18 protein-coding genes and 1 tRNA gene are annotated in these 19,486 nt (G+C 56.4%); 9 read left to right on the top strand and 10 right to left on the bottom strand.

From position 1 onward, the window contains the following. Positions 1 to 13: 13 nt before the first annotated feature. The 4 genes from dnaN to mutM form a co-directional block, all read right to left on the bottom strand. Positions 14 to 1,138, bottom strand: a complete 1,125-nt coding sequence (gene dnaN, locus GOB83_RS00095; RefSeq protein WP_095348826.1) for a DNA polymerase III subunit beta — start codon at positions 1,136 to 1,138, stop codon at positions 14 to 16. Positions 1,139 to 1,255: 117 nt separating this feature from the next. Continuing rightward, a complete protein-coding gene (dnaA, locus tag GOB83_RS00090; protein ID WP_165924890.1) occupies positions 1,256 to 2,695 on the bottom strand; it encodes a chromosomal replication initiator protein DnaA in 1,440 nt (479 codons plus the stop codon). A gap of 341 nt (positions 2,696 to 3,036) precedes the next feature. Further along, positions 3,037 to 3,306, bottom strand: coding sequence for a 30S ribosomal protein S20 (rpsT, locus tag GOB83_RS00085; RefSeq protein ID WP_086645988.1), 270 nt, complete (start codon positions 3,304 to 3,306; stop codon positions 3,037 to 3,039). Between the two features lie 138 nt (positions 3,307 to 3,444). Further along, positions 3,445 to 4,284, bottom strand: coding sequence for a bifunctional DNA-formamidopyrimidine glycosylase/DNA-(apurinic or apyrimidinic site) lyase (gene mutM / locus GOB83_RS00080; protein ID WP_165924889.1), 840 nt, complete (start codon positions 4,282 to 4,284; stop codon positions 3,445 to 3,447). 29 nt (positions 4,285 to 4,313) lie between these two features. On the opposite strand from mutM, the gene GOB83_RS00075 reads away from it, so the two are divergent. The 5 genes from GOB83_RS00075 to GOB83_RS00055 are packed head-to-tail and all read left to right on the top strand — an operon-like array spanning position 4,314 to position 9,961. After that, positions 4,314 to 5,096: a class I SAM-dependent methyltransferase gene (locus tag GOB83_RS00075; protein ID WP_086645990.1), complete on the top strand. Its 783-nt coding sequence runs from the start codon at positions 4,314 to 4,316 to the stop codon at positions 5,094 to 5,096. Between the two features lie 6 nt (positions 5,097 to 5,102). Next, entirely contained in the window at positions 5,103 to 6,329 is a 1,227-nt protein-coding gene (gene coaBC / locus GOB83_RS00070; RefSeq protein ID WP_165924888.1) for a bifunctional phosphopantothenoylcysteine decarboxylase/phosphopantothenate--cysteine ligase CoaBC, read from the top strand. A 39-nt stretch (positions 6,330 to 6,368) separates the two neighbouring features. Next, positions 6,369 to 6,848: a dUTP diphosphatase gene (gene dut, locus GOB83_RS00065; RefSeq protein ID WP_086645992.1), complete on the top strand. Its 480-nt coding sequence runs from the start codon at positions 6,369 to 6,371 to the stop codon at positions 6,846 to 6,848. Then, complete coding sequence (locus GOB83_RS00060) at positions 6,845 to 8,590, top strand: ABC transporter permease subunit (RefSeq protein WP_165924887.1); 1,746 nt, start codon at positions 6,845 to 6,847, stop codon at positions 8,588 to 8,590. Before dut ends, GOB83_RS00060 begins: the two co-directional genes overlap by 4 nt. 15 nt (positions 8,591 to 8,605) lie before the next feature. Beyond that, positions 8,606 to 9,961, top strand: a complete 1,356-nt coding sequence (locus GOB83_RS00055) for an ABC transporter ATP-binding protein (protein WP_165924886.1) — start codon at positions 8,606 to 8,608, stop codon at positions 9,959 to 9,961. On the opposite strand, the gene msrA is transcribed toward GOB83_RS00055, so the two are convergent. The 5 genes from msrA to GOB83_RS00030 form a co-directional block, all read right to left on the bottom strand. Then, positions 9,962 to 10,504 carry a peptide-methionine (S)-S-oxide reductase MsrA gene (gene msrA, locus GOB83_RS00050; RefSeq protein WP_165924885.1) on the bottom strand — a complete coding sequence of 181 codons (543 nt, stop codon included), beginning with the start codon at positions 10,502 to 10,504 and terminating at the stop codon, positions 9,962 to 9,964. 62 nt (positions 10,505 to 10,566) lie between these two features. Then, the gene (locus tag GOB83_RS00045) at positions 10,567 to 13,263 is read right to left on the bottom strand and encodes a valine--tRNA ligase (protein ID WP_165924884.1); all 2,697 of its coding nucleotides are present in this window, start codon (positions 13,261 to 13,263) and stop codon (positions 10,567 to 10,569) included. Between the two features lie 136 nt (positions 13,264 to 13,399). After that, complete coding sequence (locus GOB83_RS00040; RefSeq protein WP_165924883.1) at positions 13,400 to 14,020, bottom strand: DUF2497 domain-containing protein; 621 nt, start codon at positions 14,018 to 14,020, stop codon at positions 13,400 to 13,402. A 30-nt stretch (positions 14,021 to 14,050) separates the two neighbouring features. Then, complete coding sequence (locus GOB83_RS00035) at positions 14,051 to 15,490, bottom strand: TolC family outer membrane protein (RefSeq protein WP_086645998.1); 1,440 nt, start codon at positions 15,488 to 15,490, stop codon at positions 14,051 to 14,053. Positions 15,491 to 15,615: 125 nt separating this feature from the next. Continuing rightward, positions 15,616 to 16,329, bottom strand: coding sequence for a protein-L-isoaspartate O-methyltransferase family protein (locus GOB83_RS00030; protein WP_242005670.1), 714 nt, complete (start codon positions 16,327 to 16,329; stop codon positions 15,616 to 15,618). 150 nt (positions 16,330 to 16,479) lie between these two features. Here GOB83_RS00030 and GOB83_RS00025 point away from each other — a divergent pair. Together GOB83_RS00025 and GOB83_RS00020 are read left to right on the top strand one after the other, a co-directional pair. Continuing rightward, positions 16,480 to 16,553 (top strand) — tRNA-Cys (locus GOB83_RS00025). A gap of 166 nt (positions 16,554 to 16,719) precedes the next feature. Further along, complete coding sequence (locus tag GOB83_RS00020; protein WP_165924882.1) at positions 16,720 to 17,922, top strand: tyrosine-type recombinase/integrase; 1,203 nt, start codon at positions 16,720 to 16,722, stop codon at positions 17,920 to 17,922. Positions 17,923 to 17,930: 8 nt separating this feature from the next. Here the strand turns inward: GOB83_RS00020 and GOB83_RS00015 are convergent, their stop codons facing one another. After that, positions 17,931 to 18,746, bottom strand: coding sequence for a DNA adenine methylase (locus GOB83_RS00015; protein ID WP_165924881.1), 816 nt, complete (start codon positions 18,744 to 18,746; stop codon positions 17,931 to 17,933). Between the two features lie 74 nt (positions 18,747 to 18,820). Between GOB83_RS00015 and GOB83_RS00010 the strand changes: the two genes are divergently transcribed. Together GOB83_RS00010 and GOB83_RS00005 are read left to right on the top strand one after the other, a co-directional pair. Beyond that, complete coding sequence (locus GOB83_RS00010; protein ID WP_165924880.1) at positions 18,821 to 19,204, top strand: LexA family protein; 384 nt, start codon at positions 18,821 to 18,823, stop codon at positions 19,202 to 19,204. Continuing rightward, positions 19,204 to 19,398, top strand: a complete 195-nt coding sequence (locus GOB83_RS00005; protein ID WP_306309846.1) for a Y-family DNA polymerase — start codon at positions 19,204 to 19,206, stop codon at positions 19,396 to 19,398. Before GOB83_RS00010 ends, GOB83_RS00005 begins: the two co-directional genes overlap by 1 nt. The last annotated feature ends 88 nt before the right edge of the window (positions 19,399 to 19,486 follow it).

The following is a 19,486-nucleotide window of genomic DNA, read 5'->3' as shown; positions in this document are numbered from 1 at the left end:
GGTGCGGCGCTTGTCACACGCGCATCGGCATCAGAACATACAAGGCGGACGGGCTATCTACATCCCGGACAATGGTGGGGGATGCGCTATCCGCAAAGCAGAACTCGACCTCTTTTTCCACCTGATCGGTAATATCGTTCAGGTAGCGGGCCTGAAAGCCTATTTCCAGCGATTCAGCATCATAGGAAATCCGGTTGTCGTCCAGTTCTTCCTTGGCGGTTCCCTGCTCTGCGCTGCTGGCGGAGAGGGTCAGCAGGCCGGGTTCGAGCATCAGCTTAACCGGGCGGGAGCGTTCCTGGCTAATGGCGGCCACACGCGCCACGGCATCCGAGAAGTCTTTTTTGCCAACGCGCAAAATACGCGTGTTATTGCGCGGAATAACACGTTCGTATTCGGGGAAGGTGCCGTCTATCAGTTTGGAGGTCAGGGTGATCGGCCCAACCGTGAACTGAATTCTGGTTTCAGAAAGAGCAACGGCAATGTCTTCCGGTGCTTCATCAATCAGCTTGCGCAGTTCTGCTACGGTTTTACGCGGGATGATTACGCCGGGCATGCCTGCGGCACCTGCGGGCATTTCTGCTTCTACCCGTGCCAGACGGTGGCCGTCCGTGGCAACGGCGCGGAGTAGCGGTTTGCCGTCAATGTCTGCGGCATGCAGGAAAATGCCGTTCAGGTAATAGCGCGTTTCTTCCGTGGAAATGGCAAAGCGCGTGCGGTCGATCAGCGAACGCAGAACAGCACCATTCAACTGAAACTTGTGCGGGAAGTCCCCTGCCCCCATGGACGGAAAATCGTCAACGCTCAGCACATTCAGGTGGGTGGCATAGCGGCCTGCACGCAGGTGAAGCTGGCCGTCGCTGTCTGTCTGGTCGAGCTCAACTTCAACGCCATCAGGCAGCTTACGCACGATTTCGTACAGCACGGATGCCGGAGCAGTCGTGGCCCCTTCCCGCGTGATGGTGGCTGGTACGGTTTCAACCACCTCGATTTCCATGTCGGTGGCCTTCAGGCATAGCTGCCCGTTTGTAGCCTGCATGAGCACGTTTGCGAGAATGGGAATGGTGTTACGTTTTTCCGCCACGCTCTGGATATGAGCCAACGCTTTAAGGAGCGTTGCGCGCTCTGCCGAAAACTTCATGTATCCCTCTTTCCTGCACAGCAAGTTCTGCACTCCTGAGCGGAGATGGAACCCGTCTTATCCATTCTAAAACTAACAGGCCGCGTTTATCCGTCAATCTTTTTGAAGGTGCTGGTTCTAGCTCTCCAGCATGCGGCGCATCAGTTCCACATCTTCTGCAAATGCTGCGTCACGTTCCATCAGTTCCGTTACGCGATTAACCGCGTGCATGACTGTGGTGTGGTCACGATTACCAAACTTGCGGCCAATTTCGGGTAGCGAGCGGCTGGTCAACTGTTTGGCCAGATACATGGCCACCTGGCGCGGGCGTGCCACGTTACGCGCACGGCGGGCGGAGGACATGTCCGTTAAGCGGATATTCCAGTGTTCAGCCACTTTTTTCTGGATTTCCTCAATGGTCACACGCCGGTCGTGGGCCTTGAGAATATCGTGCAGCACATCCTGCGTGGCTTCAAGCGTGACCGGCCGGCCAAACAGGTTGGCATGGGCGATCAGGCGGTTCAGTGCGCCTTCAAGTTCACGCACATTGGATGTGATCTTGTGTGCAAGGAACTCAAGCACCTTTGCGGGAACCACCACACCGGATGCAGCTGCTTTGGCTTCCAGAATGGAAATGCGCAGTTCAAATGTTGTGGCGTGAATATCTGCCACCATGCCACAGCCCAGACGGGTGCGGAGCCTATCCTCCAGCCCGGACAGGTCCGAAGGAGACTTGTCGGCGGAAACCACAATCTGCCGCCCGGCATCCACCAGAGCGTTAAACGTATGGAAGAACTCTTCCTGAGTATTGTCCTTACCGATCAGGAACTGAAGATCGTCGATCATCAGGACATCCACGGAGCGAAGCTGCTCCTTGAATTCGATCGTGGACTGGGAGCGAATGGCCGCAATAAAGCGGTACATGAACTTTTCGGCAGACATATAGGCCACCGAGACATTGCCGCTTTTAACCAGTTCCGCACCAATGGCGTGCATGAGGTGCGTTTTACCCAAGCCGACCCCGCCGTACAGGAAGAGCGGATTAAAGCCAACGCTGGAGGGTTTTTCAGCCACCCTGCGTGCGCAGGCATAGGCAAATTCGTTGGGTTTGCCGACAACGAACGTGTCAAACGTAAATCGGCTGTCCAGCGCGGTTACAAGGTCGCTGCGCACTTCGGCAACAGGGCGGCTTGCCGGGCTGTTATCTTCCGTGGGGAGGGGAGCGGCACTTGCTGGTGCGGCGGCAACTTCAGTGACGGGTAGCGGAGCCGGGTCACCCGGGCGGGCAACCTGCAATTCAACCCGCCGAATGGAGGGAATCTCGTTATGCCACAGCTCGTTCAGGCGGTCTCCGTACTGGCTACGGACCCAGTCGCGCAAAAAGCGGGTGGGCAGAAGGAGCGTAATTTCGTCGCCATCAATCGGCCCGAGGGCAATCTGGGTTAGCCAGGTGCGGTATTCAACCTCCCCGACCTCACCTTTCAGGCGGCCACAGATACGCAGCCACGATTCCGCAAGCCCTTTATTGTCTTCCAGTCGGGAAAAGGCGCTTTCGTCATCGTCCACTCCGATTGTCATTTTTGCTCCCGAGCGGTCATTAAAGGCGCATGTGCTGCGCAAAAATTCAACGGCTTCCGTGCTCTAACAGCAGGCTGCCGGCGCTAGTTTATCCTGATGCATATACCTTGCCTCAGCAGGACCGTGGATACTCTTTTTGGTCTGGCTTGCTCAAGGGTATTCCAACCAAGATAAAGCAGTGTCATGCCCGCGGGCAACGAAAAAGCATTTCCCGGTCGCAGGGCAGGATTGTGGCAGGGAATGGCCACATACAAAAAGCAAAGCCGAACCATCGGCCTGATGATTCGGCTTTGCTGCAAACAATCGCATAGGCGCTCCATACAGAGCGCCCGATCGCTTGATTACGCTGCTGCCAGCGCCTTGATACGGGCAGACAGGCGGGAAATCTTGCGGGCAACCGTGTTGTGGTGTGCAACGCCTTTGCTGGCTGCACGCTGGATTTCCGGCTGTGCAACGCGCAGGGCTTCACGAGCGGCTGCCTGATCCCCGGATTCAATCGCGGTTTCCACTTTCTTGATGAAAGTGCGCATGCGGGATTTGCGGGCCGTGTTACGGGCAGTCCGCTTCGCGGTCTGCCGGATGCGCTTACGCGCCGAAGCGATATTCGCCATGGGTTTCTATTCTGTCCAGCACTAAGAAAAAGTAAGGTGCCAACGCGCCGCAATGGCCCATCAGCACAAAGAGTAAGCGGTGCTGTAATGCACGCATGCGCTTTCAGTCAAGCATGTTCCGGTCCAAACGCTCGAATTTTACCCGTTTTTCTGATGTTGCGGGCAGAAAAACGTCGTGCGGCCGGCTTGTGTCATATGCTGCACACCGGCGCATTTGGGAGTGCCCGGGCACTTGGGGCACGGCTGGTTCTTTTTGCCGTAAACCTGCCATGCGTGCTGGAAGTAGCCGAGCCCGCCCTCTGGGCGCACGTAGTCCTTCAGGCTGGACCCACCTGCGGCGATGGCATCTTGCAGAACGGCGCGGATGGCGCGGACCAGTGCCCCCGCTGCTTTGGGTTTGAGGTCGCAGGTCGGCATGGTTGGCGCGATGCCTGCACGGTAAAGGGCCTCACACACATAAATATTGCCCAGCCCGGCCACCACATGCTGGTCAAGCAGGAAGGGCTTTATGGCGGTGCGTCGCCCCTTGCCCGCGTCCAGCAGGGTTTGTGGGCTGAACTGGTTGCCCAATGGTTCCGGCCCCATTTTTACAAAAGCACGGTAGGTGTCTTCTTCGTGGGTGGGAACAAGGTCCAGCATGCCAAAACGGCGCGGGTCTATGTATCCGCAGCGTTTGCCGTCATCGGTTATAAAAACCACATGTTCGTGCAGTTGGGGCGTTTGGGGAGAATCGAGTAGCACCCGTCCTGACATGCCCAGATGCAGCACAATCGACTGGCCACAGGACAGGCGGATAAGAATATATTTGCCCCGCCGATAAAAGCTCAGGATTGTGGACCCCGTAACCTGCTGTGAAAAATCGGCAGGAATCCGCCATCTCAGGTCATGGCGACGGATAATGGTCTGTTCAATAACGCGATCTTGCAGGGCTATCTGCATGCCGCGCATCACGGTTTCTACTTCGGGGAGTTCCGGCATGGCTATAAAGCAGGGTATAGAGGAAACCCATGACCGACAACTCTTTTGCGCCCTCCCCCGCTCCTTCTGACGTAACTGTGGAAGAAACGGATTTTGGCTTCCGCTCCGTCAGGAAGGAAGAAAAGAAAAACCTCGTCCGCGGCGTGTTCGACAGCGTAGCCGGACAATACGACGTGATGAACGACATCATGTCGCTGGGTATCCACCGAATATGGAAGCGCATATTCGTAACGGAACTCGGCCCCCAGCCCGGCCTGACACTGCTCGACCTCGCTGGTGGTACGGGCGATATTTCGTTCGGCTGGCTCAAGGCCGGTGGCGGTCCTGTTGTTATGACCGACATCAACCGTAGCATGCTCTCTGTCGGGCGCGACCGGGCGCTCAACCGTGGTCTGGTGTCCGATCTTTCCTTCTGCGTTGTGGATGCCGAGGCTATTCCTGTGCGCGATATGTCTGTGGATCGCGTTTCCATTGCCTTCGGTTTGCGTAACTGCACGGACAAGCTAGCCGTGATCCGCGAGGCGCGCCGCGTGCTCAAGCCCGGTGGGCGCTTTTTATGTCTGGAGTTCTCGCGTGTGCAGGTTGCCGCGCTGGCTCCCATTTACGACGCGTGGTCCTTCAAGGTGTTGCCTGCCATGGGCGGGATGGTCGCCAAGGACCGCGAAAGTTACCAGTATCTGGCGGAAAGCATACGCATGTTCCCGGATCAGGAAACACTGGCGGACATGTTCCGTGAAGCTGGTCTGTCCCATGTGCGTTATCAGTCCCTGTCTGGCGGGATTGCGGCTATCCATTCCGGCTGGCGTATCTGATCCGGCATGTCTGCTTCCTCCCCTGCCCGCTCGGTTCTGCTGATTGTTGGCGGTAGTATTGCCGCTTTCAAAGTTCCGGAACTGGTGCGTCTGCTACAGGTTGAAGGCATGCAGGTCCGGTGCGTGCTGACCGAAGGGGGGAGCCAGTTTGTAACGCCTCTCACCTTACAGGCTCTAAGCGGGCAGCCGGTGCACACGGACCTGTTCTCCCTGACTGCTGAGCAGGAAATGGGGCACATCGCCCTTTCACGCTCGGCGGATCTGGTGCTTGTGTGCCCGGCATCGGCTAATTTGCTGGCGCGCATGGCCAGTGGTCTGGCGGATGACCTTGCCGGGGCGTTGCTCCTTGCAACAGATGCCCCAGTTATGGCCGTGCCTGCCATGAACGTGCGCATGTGGGAGCACCCCGCAACACAGGCCAATGTGGCATTGCTGGCCGAGCGGGGTGTGCGCATCCTGCCGCCTGCCAGTGGCCCCATGGCCTGTGGCGAGTTTGGGCCGGGGCGTATGCCTGAGCCTGTTGAAATTAAAGATGCAGTTCTGGCCTTTTTCCGCCAGCAGCAATGCCAGACAGGACCGCTGGCGGGGTGCCGTATAGTGGTTACGGCGGGGCCAACACATGAGCCACTGGACCCCGTGCGTTACCTTGCCAACAGGTCGTCCGGCCAGCAGGGCTTTGCCCTTGCCTCGGCTCTGGCTGACATGGGAGCAAGCGTTACTCTGGTGAGTGGCCCTGTATCCCTTCCCGCTCCTGCCGGGGTGATGTATCTGGCGTGCGAAACCGCGCGGGAAATGCAGGCTCTTGTTATGGGAAGCGGCCCGTTTGATGTGGCAGTATGCACTGCCGCGGTGGCCGACTGGCGGCCTGAGCACGAAGCCGGGCAGAAAATAAAAAAGACCGGCGGCTCTGATACGGCCCCTGCCATAAAACTTGTGCCCAACCCCGATATTCTGGCCGAACTTTCCGCTCCGGGTGCGGGCCGCCCCCGGCTGGTGGTGGGGTTTGCGGCTGAGACGGAAAATGTCATCGCGCACGCTACCGCCAAGCGCCAGCGCAAGCAGTGCGACTGGATTGTAGCGAATGACGTAAGCCCCCAGACCGGCAATATGGGTGGGGTGAATAACGAAGTTGTGCTGATAACCGCCAGTAACGTTGAACACTGGCCCAGAATGAGCAAGGCAGACGTGGCAAAACAGCTTGCCGCGCGTATAACGGACTGGCTTTCTGAATAACCTTGATACAATATCTGGTTCAAATCCAAGGAGTAGTGCATGTCCGTCTCTGAAAAAACGTCCGGTACCGTAGGTATAAAGGTTCGGCGACTTTCTCATGGACTGGACCTTCCCCTGCCAGCATATGCCACGCAGGGTGCCGCGGGCATGGACCTTCTGGCCGCTCTTGATGCTCCTCTGCGGCTTGAACCCGGGCAGAGGGGGCTTGTCCCAACCGGGTTGAGCATCGCCCTCCCCGCCGGGTATGAACTACAGGTGCGCCCCCGCTCCGGGCTGGCCCTTAAACATGGAATTGTCCTGCCAAACGCGCCGGGAACCATTGATGAAGATTATCGTGGCGAGATCGGCGTGATTGTCATGAACGCAGGGCAGGAAGCGTTTGTTGTTGAGCCCGGCATGCGTATTGCGCAGGCTGTGATTGCGCCCGTTATCCGTGCAACCTGGATTGAATGCGACAATCTGGATGAAACCGAGCGCGGGGCGGGAGGGTTTGGCAGTACAGGAACCGGAGCGTCATGAGCGACCGGCAGCAGGAATTTCCATTTTCTCCTGAGTTATGTTCCTCCCTGCCCGCATCCTGCGGCAAAAGGCATGGGAGCTGGCTTGCCGGGTTTCTTGTTTTTTCTGTTATCCTGTTATGTGTTGCGTATCTTCCGTCCAATCTCACCGTGTTGTCTGGTGCTGTGGAAGCCTTGCCGCTAGGGCTTGTGTACCTGCCTGACTACGCGGTGCAGACCATAGGCCGCATGCTGCTTGGACTGGGCTTGTCCCTTGTTTCGGCTTTGTTGTGTGTAGCGCTTATCTTCCGCAGCCGCTGGGCTGCGAAATGCCTGCTGCCTTTGCTGGATGTCGGACAGGCTTTTCCTGTTCTGGCTATTCCGCTGCTTGTTCTGCCCTTTGTGCAAAGCCACATGCCAACACAGGCTGTGGGTGCCGAGGTGGTGGTGATCATGACCATCTGGTGCAGCCAGTTCTGGGGCATGGTGCTGGTTCTATGCCAGCGGTTTTATGGCGTTCCTGCTGAACTGGAAGATGTGGTCTGCTGCTTCGGGCTGACATCGTGGCAGAAGTTCTGGCAGCTGGAAGTGCCTTTTGCCATCCCTGCGCTGGTGCGTAAAACCATGTTGTCCATGGGGGGGAGCTGGTTTGCTGCATTATATGCCGAGAGTGTGGTGCTGGATGGCCATAACTGGCTTTTTGCAGGGATCGGCTCTTATGTCCGGCAGGCGGCGTGCGAGCGCAATGTAGGCGCTTTGCTGGCAGCGCTTGCGTGCATGCTGGTGATTATTGTTGTTTTTGACCAGATTCTGTTCCGACCGCTGTCGGCCTGGGCGGTGCGCTTTCAACCTGGAAAGGTTGGGGAGCCACACCTCGCGGAACCTTGGTTCCTTAAACTTTTGCGGCGTACGCATCTGTTTCGTTTGTGTGTGCTGTTCTGTGTCAATGCCGCGCGCAGGTTCAGCCGCCTGCCCATAGGTGCGCGTTATGTGCAGGAACATACGGTTGACGGAAACACACAGTGGGGTGGCTGGCTTGTGGCGGCTTTAGCCGTTGTGGTCGCGCTGTTTGCTGCTGTTACGGCGTGGCCCTTGCTGTATGCAGCCTGCGGTCTGCCTGTTCTTTTTTCTGTTATCCTGTGTGGTGGCATAACCGGGCTGCGTGTTTTTGTTATGGTGGGGCTGGTATCCCTTATCTGGATCCCTCTTGGTGTCTGGCTGGGGTTAAAATCACCTTATGCCGGGCGGATGCAGCGGCTTATTCAGTATTGCACTGTTTTTCCTGCCAACCTGCTGTTTCCATTATGGGCGGCTGGTTTGGTGGCTTGTCCGTTTGTGCCCACGTTCTGGCAATCCCCGCTTATTGTGCTGGGTGCGCAGTGGTATATTGCTCTGGGTGTTCTGGCTGGTGCGAGTGCTTACCCGTCTGACCTGCTGGAAGCGGCCCGTAACCTGAATGTTACAGGTAGCCTGTGGTGGCGCAAGGTACTGTTGCCCGGGATTTTACCGTACTATCTGGCGGGTCTTGTGGCGGCAACCAGCAGCGCATGGAATGCCGCCATTGCTGTGGAATGGCTCCAGTGGGGGCAGACCACGCTGAGTGTGCACGGTCTTGGCAGCTTTATGGCCATGGCCGCTGCACGGGGGCATGTCAGTGCCGTAGCCCTTGGCGCGGTTGCCATGTGCCTGTTTATGATGGCCTTGAACGCTTTTTTATGGCGCCCTTTGTCTGACTATGTTTCTCGCCGTCTGAAACTGAATTGAACGGATTAACCTGAAATGGTCTTTCCCTCTCAACCTGGGCGTACTCCGCCGCAACAGACAGTTCTGGCGGAGCTGCGCAACGTCCGGCAGTTCTATCATAAGGATAGCACTGCGGATGTGCAGGTGCTTGATGATGTGAACCTGACGATCCATGCGGGTGAAATTGTTGGGCTGCTGGGGCGTTCCGGATCGGGTAAATCCACGCTGTTACGGATTATTGCCGGGCTGCTCCCCCCTACCTCGGGGGAGGTGTTGTGGAAGGGGGAGCCTCTTAAAGGGCCAACACCCGATGTTGCCATAGTTTTTCAGTCCTTTGCGCTTTTCCCGTGGATGACCATTGAAGAAAATGTGGCTCTTGGCCTGGATGCAAAGGGTGTGCCCGCTGCCGAGCGTGATCCGCTGGTGGAAAGTGCAATCGACCTGATCGGCCTTGGTGGGTACGAAAATGCATGGCCCAAGGAACTTTCTGGGGGCATGCAGCAACGTGTGGGGCTTGCCCGGGCACTTGTGGTTAACCCGGCCCTGCTGCTGATGGATGAACCGTTCTCCGCACTGGATGTTCTGACCGCGGAAAACCTGCGGACCGATCTGGTCGAACTTTGGTCAGACAACAAACTGCCCGTGCAGAGCATGCTGATTGTGACACACAACATTGAAGAAGCCGTGTTGATGTGTGACCGGATTGTGATTTCATCTTCCAATCCCGGCCGTATTGCCCATGTGTTGCCTGTCCCCTTCCCTCATCCGCGGAACCGGGAGGATGCGGGCTTCCGCCAGTTGGTCGATCATATTTATGCACTGATGACGCAGCGCGCGCCAATTATCTCGGAAGCAGATCTGATGCACCGCTCCTCGGCGGCATCTTCCGTGGTTCCGGGGTTCCGGGCTTTGGTGCCTGTGTCCATCACCATGATGATCGGCATGATGGAGGCTCTGGCCGCGCCCCCCCTGAACGGGCGAGCAGATTTGCCGATTCTAGCAGAAAAATTGCAGCTTGAACTGGATGACCTGTTCCCGCTTGGGGAATCTCTCGAACTGCTGGCTTTGGCCGAGTTGGAGGATGGAGACATCCTGCTGACCAACGAGGGCGTTCATTTTGTATTGAGTGATCTGGATGAACGCAAAGCCATTATGGGCCATGCGCTCAGGCACCATGTGCCGCTAGTAAAAATGATTTGTGCCCTGCTGGATGAACGTCCGACGCATAGCGTTAAAGCCGAGCGCTTCCGTGACGAACTGGAAGCCTGCATGTCCCCCGATTATGCGCGGCAGACGCTCCAGACCATTATTGGCTGGACCCGTTTTGCAGAACTGTTCGATTATGATGAAGAGAGCGACCGTTTTTTTCTGCCAGATGACAGTCGCGAGTAGTTATTCCCCTGCTCGTAACATCATGTCCCCCAGAGCCTGCCGTGCTTTGGTGACTTTGGGCGCAATAACAGCCTGACAGTACCCGGCATACGGGTGCTTGGCATAGTAATCATGATGTTCGGGTTCGGCTGGCCAGAATGTATCCAGTGGCAACACTTCGGTCACAGGTTTTGCCCCCCATAAATTGCTATTTGTGATGCTGCTTATGGTTTCCTGAGCAATGTCGCGCTGCTGTGGGGACGTGTAAAAAATGACAGACCGATACTGGCTTCCAACGTCATGCCCCTGTCTGTTCAGAGTTGTGGGGTCATGGAGTGTAAAAAAGCAGTCCAGTATCTGGCGGTAATTCAGCACGGAATGATCCCACTCCAACTGTACAACCTCGGCATGCCCGGTTTGTCCGGAGCAGACCTGCTGGTATGTGGGGTGTAAAACCGTGCCTCCTGCATAACCGGGAACAACTGAGGTTATGCCACGCATCTGGCGATAAACGGCTTCCAGGCACCAGAAGCAACCTCCCCCCAGCACTGCTATTTCCGCCATGCGTATGATCCCCTTCAGTCCGGTAGCCCCACGAATATGTTGGGTTCGTGGGGCCTGTTTGTTCAGGCTATGCGGGACAGGGCCGCCTTAAGACGTACGCATTCACCCTGCTGGCTTTCCAGACGATCGCGCATTTCCTGCACGATTTCTGGTTTGGCGCGGCTGACAAAGTTTTCGTTCCCGAGCTTTTTTTCGGTCTTGGCGACTTCATCTTCCGCTTTGGACAGTTCTTTTTTTAGCCGCTCGCGTTCAACGGCCAGATCAATCAGCCCTTCCAGCGGGATAATGACCGTAGCTTCATCCACAACAGCCTGAGCAGAGCCTTTGGGAATATCCCCGGCAAGCGGGCTTGTCTGTGTTACGCGGGCCATGCGGCAAATGGCTTCCTGCCACCGGCCAATGCGTTCCAGCGTTAGTGGTGCTGCATCCTTGAGAAGAACAGGAGCAGTCTGTGACGGCGGAACGTTCATTTCCGCCCGAACGGTGCGGATTTCCGTAATCAGGCGAATGATCTGCTCGCATTCTGCCACAGCTTCGTCTGCGCCGGTGGGGGCAATGGGTTCAGGCCATTGCGCGGCTATCAGGCTGCCTTCTTCACCAAAGCCGAATTCATGCCACAGTGTATCTGTTACAAATGGCACAACAGGTTGCAGCAGGCGCAGGATAACGCCCAACACATGGCCTGCAACGGCGCGGATTTCTACTGCTTCCTGATCATTGGCGGAATTAAAGACCGGTTTGGCAAATTCCAAGAACCAGTCACAGAAGCGGTTCCAGACAAAGCGGTAGCAGGTCAGTGCGTATTCATCAAAACGATAGGCATCCAGCGCACGGGTTGCCTCGGCAATGGCGGTTGCTGCTTCGGCCAGAATCCAGCGGCCCAGAGGGGATTGGACCTGTGTGGGGTCAAAGTTGACCGGGGCTCGTACGCCATTCATTTCGCAAAAGCGGGCGGCATTCCAGAGTTTGGTAATAAAGGAACGATAGTCTTCCACCCGTTTGCGGCCGAGTTTGACGTCCCGCCCAATGCCGGTCAGGGCGCAAATGGTAAAGCGCATGGCGTCTGCGCCGTAATCCTCGATCAGCTCCAGCGGATCAATGCCGTTGCCCTTGCTTTTGGACATCTTCTGTCCGTGCTCATCGCGCACCAGACCGTGGATGAAGATGTTGCGGAAGGGCACATCGTGCATGAAGTGCTGGCCCATCATCATCATTCTGGCGACCCAGAAGAAAATGATGTCGAAGCCGGTTACCAGAACATCCGTTGGGTAATATCGGTCGAGTTCGGGTGTTTTGTCCGGCCAGCCAAGCGTTGAAAACGGCCATAGTGCAGACGAGAACCACGTATCCAGTACGTCTTCGTCCTGTGTCAGGGGTTCTGTCTTGCCGTAATGCGCCTGAGCCTGTTGCTGCGCGTCCTCACCGTCATGGGCAACAAACACATGGCCGTCCGGCCCATACCATGCGGGGATGCGGTGCCCCCACCACAACTGGCGGGAAATGCACCAGGGCTGGATGTCACGCATCCATGCAAAAAAGGTATTTTCCCACTGTTTGGGAATAAAGCTGGCCCGGCCAGAGGTAATGGCCTCAATGGCAGGCCCCGCCAGTTTGCCAGCATCGCAATACCACTGGGTGGTCAGGCGGGGCTCAATAACAGCCCCCCCGCGTTCCGCATGGGGAACCTGATGGCGATGGGGTTCAATTTTTTCCAGCCAGCCGGTTTCTTCCAGCTTGGCGACAATAATCTTGCGTGCCTCTTCTCGCGTGGTGCCAGCAAGTGAGCGAACAAAGGCGGGGTCGGCCAGACCATCCTGCGCGCTGAGTTCTTCTTCTATCTCGTCCAGCACAATGCGGGCCTGCTCGTCCAGAATGCTGAGCATGGGGAGCTGGTGCCTGCGGCCGACTTCAAAGTCATTAAAGTCATGCGCAGGCGTAATTTTGACCGCACCTGTCCCTTTTTCCGGGTCGGAATGTTCGTCCGCCACAATCGGGATCAGGCGGCCTGTCAGGGGCAGGCGAACAAATTTGCCAATCAGGCTCTTGTAACGTTCATCTTCGGGATGAACAGCTACGGCCGTGTCGCCCAGCATGGTTTCGGGGCGAGTGGTGGCAACAGTAATGGTTGCGTCGCCCTGCCCTTCAACCGGATAGCGGATGTACCATAGGTTGCCCGCGACATCCTTGCTTTCCACCTCCAGATCAGAAATGGCGGAGCGGAATGCGGGGTCCCAGTTGACCAGCCGTCTGTCCCGATAAATCAGACCATCCTTGTAGAGGGAAACAAAGACTTCCTTGACTGCGCGGGAGAGGCCTTCATCCATGGTAAAGCGCTCACGCGACCAGTCGAGCGATGCACCAAGGCGGCGCAGCTGGCGGGTAATGCCCCCGCCGGATTCTTCCTTCCACTGCCACACGCGCTCAATAAAGGCATCGCGGCCCATATCCTGCCGGGTTGTTTTGCCCTCGGCTGCCAGTGTGCGCTCGACAACCATTTGCGTTGCAATGCCGGCGTGGTCCGTGCCGGGCTGCCAAAGGGTGTCAAACCCCTGCATGCGTTTCCAGCGGATCAGGGTATCCTGCAAGGTCATGGTCAACGCATGGCCCATATGGAGGGTGCCGGTAACGTTAGGTGGCGGGATCATGATGGTAAAAGGTTTTTTGTCGCTTGCTGGCTGGGCAGAGAAAGCCTTCTTGCTTTCCCACAGTTCGTACAGCCGGTTTTCTGTTTGTGCAGGCTCAAAAGTCTTGTTCAGCATATTTATCCAACCACACCACGTAAAAAAGGCGGAAGGCATCTAGCCCCCGCCTTTGCAAAGCAATTAACAGACCACAGGATTCCCCTCCATTGGCCTGCCCCCATAGGGTTACAAGCCGGTGGAGGGGAAGAAAACCTTACAGACCGCGCTGCGTCAGGCGTTCAACTTCCTTGCGTACAGCAGCCTGCACAATGCTTGCCAGATGGGCATCAAGCCATTTTTTGAGGAAAACGCGCACTTCCTGGCGCACGATGTCTTCAACCGTCAGAGACCCTTCATGCGTGACAGCCACTTTTCTCTCCTCATGTTCTCTAAGATATTTTTCCTGCAGGCTTTTCTGCAGCACGGCAAATGAGTTGGCGGTATCGGAAACCGTTTCGTCATTCAAAGGGATGGGCAGTGGACCAGACATGGTATGTTCAGCCTTTTTGTTAAGTTCGATCTGCCTGAGATCCGTTACAGATAATACTTCATCATGATCCACGGCCCGCGGTTGCACAAGGTCGGCCTTGCCGGCTGCCTGAGCTGTATCCGTGGTACGGGTGGGGGCAGCGGGAGCCTCTTTTTCCCCCTGCTGCGCAGAGTCCATCATGGACGGAGAGAGGACAAGCACATCGTCGTCCTGTTCATCCTGCGGCTCCGGGGCATGTTCTGCTGTAGCCGAGAGGTGCTCATCATGCAGTACCTGCCGAATGGAAGACAGGGTATCCGCTACGGATTTACCTGTTTCTTCTGATGAGTCCTGAGGCGACACCATACAAACATCCCTGCCACTGCTGGCTTAACATTATCGACCCGGCTGGTTGAGCGCGTAATCGTTCAACCCCCATAACCGATCCTTTACCGCGTTATAGTATGCTTTGTCATCATAAAGGGGAACATTCAGCTTCAGATCAACAGCAGTCAGGCGTCCAATGGCGGCTGCCACGTTGTAAGAGGACAGGACCATGTTGCTCAGGCTCTGCACAAGGGCCACCTGGGCCTGCAACAGACTCTCCTGCTGCTGCAGGACGGAAAGGGTTGTGCTGGTGCCAACCATGGCCTGCCGCTCTACCCCGCCCAGTGCTACGGTACCCGCCTTGATTGCGACCCGATTGCTTGCGATGGACGCCCGGTAAGTGACCAGCTTCTGCCAGTTGGAAACCGCATCCTGTGCCGCTGCACGGCGCTGGACGTCCACCTCCCGGTGTGCCTCCTGCGCAAGCTGCTTGGCCTGACGGACCGCCGCATACTCCGATCCCCCCTGATAAATGGGGATATTGAAGTTGAGGGCGGCGTATTTACTGTCATTGATCTGGTTGTTCAGGGCCTGATTAACCTGATGCTGATACCCCATTGTCGCGGACACTTTGGGGAGAATGGCAGCCATGGCAACGCCCACGGAATCTTTGTGCGATGCCTCGGTAAAAAGTGCGTGAATAACATCGGGGTTATTCCTGACCGCCAGTGCGGCGGCGGTCTGCTCATTTTTAACGGGCAGGACCAAAGGTTGTGGCGGCACCAGATTAGGGGGCGGTGCCATGCCAATAACCTGCATGTAGGTTGCCTGAGCAGTCTGCAATGTGCCCTCAGCCTGCTGGCGTGCGGCTTGTGCGGACGCGTAGGCGGCTTCCGCCTGAGCAACGTCGGTCCGGGTAATTTCCCCTACCCTGTAGCGTTCACTGGTTGCGCGTAGCTGCTGCTGCAAAACCCGTTCATTGTTAATGTTCAGTTGCAGGAGCTGTTCGTCTTCAATCACGCCCACATAGGCACTGACGACCTGTTTGAAGACCTGCTGTTCAACCGAAATCAGGTGCGCACGCGCGGCCATGACCTGATTAACGGCCTCATGCGTAGCGGCTGTGGTTTTGCCCCCGGTGTAAATTGGCTGGTTGATTGCAACACCCGCCGAATATCCCGGCGTATCGTAACGGCGGAGGGACTGGTGTGTGCGGGGGTGCCCGACCCCCTGATAATCATTGATCCCGTTATAGTAAGAAAGGCCGACCTGCCCGGTTACTGTGGGGTGCCAGCCTGCAAGGGCGGTTGGTACACTCTCGTCCGTGGCGCGGAGCGAAGCGCGTGCCGCTTGCAGGGTCGGATTGGTCAGATACGCGGCGGCCAGAGATTCCTGCAGTGTATGCGGGATAAAGGAGGGGGAGCCGCTTCCATCGTATTTTTGCGCCCATGCGGTTGTGCCGCACAGTATGACCGCCAGGCTCAGGCCGGTTTCGCAAATACGCCGCATGAGGCTGCTCCCGCTTGCAGTTACCGCAATAGGCTTGCGGCACTGTTCCTTGCCATGATGCGAGATTAAATTCCATTTTATAGTTTGTGACGGATTGAAAATGAGACGCCCTTCTGTGCCTTTTTTTAAAAGGAGAACGCGTGTTCAGGCACCATACCGGGCAGGAGTGGCGCTTGCGCTTCAAACAGGAGTGTCAGCCTGAATGGCTTGGAATATCCGGGTTCCCTGACCGCACTAAAGGCTTCCGGGAGAGATGACCCACTTTGTAGCAAACCTACAATGCGGCCTTTGGCGGAAAGCTGCCGGTCACAGAAATCAGGAAGTGTTGCAATGCAGCCATCAAAATAAATCAGGTCATACGGTGCCGAGTCTGCCGCCCCTTCGGTCAGAGCACCTTGCTGCCAGACAACATCCGGGGCCTGAGCCTGACAGAATCCCTGCCCGATCTGTGCCAGTTCGGAATTGGATTCGAGTGCGGTCACATGCAGGCCAAGCTGCGCAAAAAGGGCAGCGGTGTAACCGGTGGAGGCTCCCACAACCAGAACACGCTGCCCGGTTACTGGTTCTGCCGCTTGCACAAGGCGGGCAGTCAGGAGGGGCTGTGACAAAACACGGCCCTGCGCCAAGGGCAGGCTGGTATCTGCATAAGCCGCATTGCGCAGGTCGGGGCGAACACAGTGCTCACGCGGGAGGTGGCGCATGATCTCCAGAATACGCGAATCGGTAATCTCGGATGGGCGCAACTGGTCGTCCACCATCAGGTTGCGTGCTTGGGCATACAGGGTTGCATCCATTGACTGTTCTCCTTGAAGCATGGCGGTGGCCGTATGGGCATTCATGCTGCGTACACTCCTGATTGGCCATCTACCCGGTTGACCCGCGCCGACCATGGGCAGGAGTCTGTCTGACATACTGTTTTAAAATTGGCACAACACAACGGCTTGACCAATTTGAAAGAAAAGGACATAACGCTCCCACCATACACCGTTGGTCCGGTGGCAGAATGGTGATGTAGCGGACTGCAAATCCGCGTATGTGGGTTCGATTCCCGCCCGGACCTCCACTCCCCCTTGAAAATGAATGACGCCTGTTGACATTTCTCGCGGAAAACTGCGCTTTGTCACTCTGTGCCTTATGACATGGAATGATGCCGGGAGACGGGGAATGACAGGTATTCTGGGGGTATATTTGGGGGTAGCATCTCCATGCTGGGGGTATCGGGGATGTTCATGCTGACTGATGCCGCTGCTCGTAAAGCAAAACCACAGGAAAAGCCTTACAAACTGGCCGACTCTGAAGGGCTGTATTTGTTGGTCCAGCCTAATGGTAGCCGACTGTGGAGAATGAAGTATCGCATTGGAGGGAAAGAGAAGCTTCTCTCCTTTGGGAAATACCCCGAGGTTTCTCTGGCTGGAGCCAGAAAAGCTCGGGATGATGCAAAAGCAGAAATCCGCTTATCCAGAGACCCTTCCCTCACGCGTAAGCAACGTCGCGCGGAAGCCGCGTGCGCTCAGAACCATTTACAATCTGTAGGTGAAAGCTGGTTGAACATGAACCGCTCCAACTGGAGTGCCGTTCATCTTGAGCAAGTTCAGAGAAGCCTAGAAAGGTTCATCTGGCCATCTTTAGGCAATATTCCGATTACAGAGATCACGCCGCCAATGGTTTTGGCAGTCATTGAAGGTATTGAGCGCAGCAATGCCAAAGAAACAGCGCGGCGCGTAAGGCAGAGGTTATCTGCTATTTTTACATACGGTATTGCCCGCGGCCTTGGCGATGCAGATCCAGCAGCCGTAATTAAGGGAGCACTGGCGCCTTTGAAAAAGGGGCGCATGCCGGCAATCACTAACTTAGCCGAATTACAAGAGATGTTGCGAATAGCAGAAAGTCTTCCCGCTCATCCGGTGACAGTGCTTGCTCTGCGGTTTCTGGCACTTACGGCTGTCCGCCCGGGAGAAGTCCATGCAATGCCTTGGGCGGAGTTGGAAGGCGATACCTGGACGATCCCGGCAGACAGAATGAAAATGCGTCGTCCGCATGTTGTGCCGCTCTCTCGTCAGGCCTTGGAGGTATTAGAGGCAGTGAGGACCCTGAGTGGCCGAGGCCCCATGGTTTTCCCCAATGCGCGGTGGGCTCATAGGGCCATGTCAGAAAATGCTTTGGGCTATTTTCTGAACAGAGCGGGCTATGCAGGAAGGCACGTGCCGCATGGTTTCCGGTCTTCCTTTTCATCGATCATGAATGAACGGCACCCAGAAGATCGTGCCGTTATTGACCAAATGCTTGCGCATACAACGCGGAACCAAGTCGAGGCAGCATACAACCGGGCTGAACATAGAGAGAGAAAACGGGAGTTGGCTCAGGAATGGGCGGACATTTTATTCGATAATTTTCCCGACCCGATAGAACTTCTGGGTAAAAGTAGACGGTAAGTCTGCATTTAATTCGTGATAATTACCTCGCCACGTCGCCCCCTGCCCTTTTCACTTCGACTGATCGAATAGTTCACCTCTACCGCCTCTACGTGAAACGCAGAGAATATGTCCCGTACTTCTGGCCTGTCGTTCAATGACAGGACAAAACGCCCCCTGATCTGGGCCAGTTGCTCCGCCATCGCCACGAACTCGGAGCGAGCAAACGGCGCATTGTAGTCCTTTTCGTTCCCATAGTAGGGCGGGTCCAGATAGAAAAGCGTGTCCGGGCGGTCATACCGGGCAATTACGTCTGTATAAGGCAAGCACTCGACCACCACTCGGCTTAACCTCTGGTGGGCCTCGTCCAGTATCTGCCCCAACTTATGCACATCAAAGCGAGCTGGATTGATAGCCACCCCGAATGCCCCATTGACTTTCCCGCCAAACGCTAAGCGCTGAAGGTAAAGAAAGCGGGCCGCCTTGTGCAGGTCCGTCAGCATGATGGGGTCGCTCTTACGCAAACGTTCAAAGTCTTCCCTGCTGGTGACCTGCCACCTCAACACATCCATCAGCGGTACGTAATGCCACTTCAACACCCGGAACAGATTGGCCACATCTCCATTCAGGTCATTGATCACCTCGCAGGGCGACACAAAATTCCGGCGGAAAAATACACCACCCATCCCTACAAATGGCTCGACATAAGCCCGGTGCGGTATGCTCCTGAGCAATGGAACAATCTTTTTGGCCAGCAGCTTTTTGCCGCCCAGGTATGGGGCTACGGGCGAGACAGGCGTGCAATCTCTCAGATCGCTCTCATTCCCACAGAAATTCTCATCCATACCTTTTGCCCTCCAATAATCTTGACTCTCATGCCTCATATGTTCTCTATACGTTCTCAATGGAGGGTACAAGCATGAGCGCACGCTATGCGGGAGATCGTACGACCGGTTTTGCCAGCCCGGCAGCAGATGCTGTTGAAGGGCCGATAGACCTTTCCCAGATTCTGGACCTCAAAAACCCCAGCCGCTACCCGGTGCGCGTGCGTGGCGCGACCTTTGCAGGGCGCGGTATTCTGGATGGGGATATTCTGATAGCCGATACCGCGGGCTCTCCGCAGGCAGGCCAACTGGTCATTGCCTGGGCAGCCGGGCGCGTGCTGCTGGCGGAGTTGCAGAAGCGCGACAAGACATGGTGGCTGCTATCGGGTGATGACACGCATCCACCACTTCAGGTTGATCCTGCGCGTGATGTGGAGATCTGGGCCAACGTCACCAGTGTGGTGCGCGAGAAAGCCTGATGCTGTACGGGTTGATCGACTGCAACAGCTTCTACTGCTCCTGCCAGCGCTCCTTTGACCCGGAGCTGAAGCACAGGCCGGTTGTCGTACTGTCCAACAACGATGGGTGCGCCATAGCCCGCACAGCGGAAGCCAAACAGCTTGGCATCAAAATGGGCGAGCCGTGGCATCTGGAGGGATCGAAGAACCGTTGATTGATGTGCTTGGCGGGTAATTTCTGGCTTTTGGCGATTTGATTGACGGTTTTTGCGATGGCATCCGGTCTGCGTTTTGAGCAGATTG

This window comes from Acetobacter fabarum, assembly GCF_011516925.1.
In the GTDB taxonomy this organism is placed as follows: domain Bacteria; phylum Pseudomonadota; class Alphaproteobacteria; order Acetobacterales; family Acetobacteraceae; genus Acetobacter; species Acetobacter fabarum.
The sequence above is the reverse complement of the archived record's forward strand: the minus strand, read 5'-3'. Positions and strand labels throughout refer to the sequence as shown.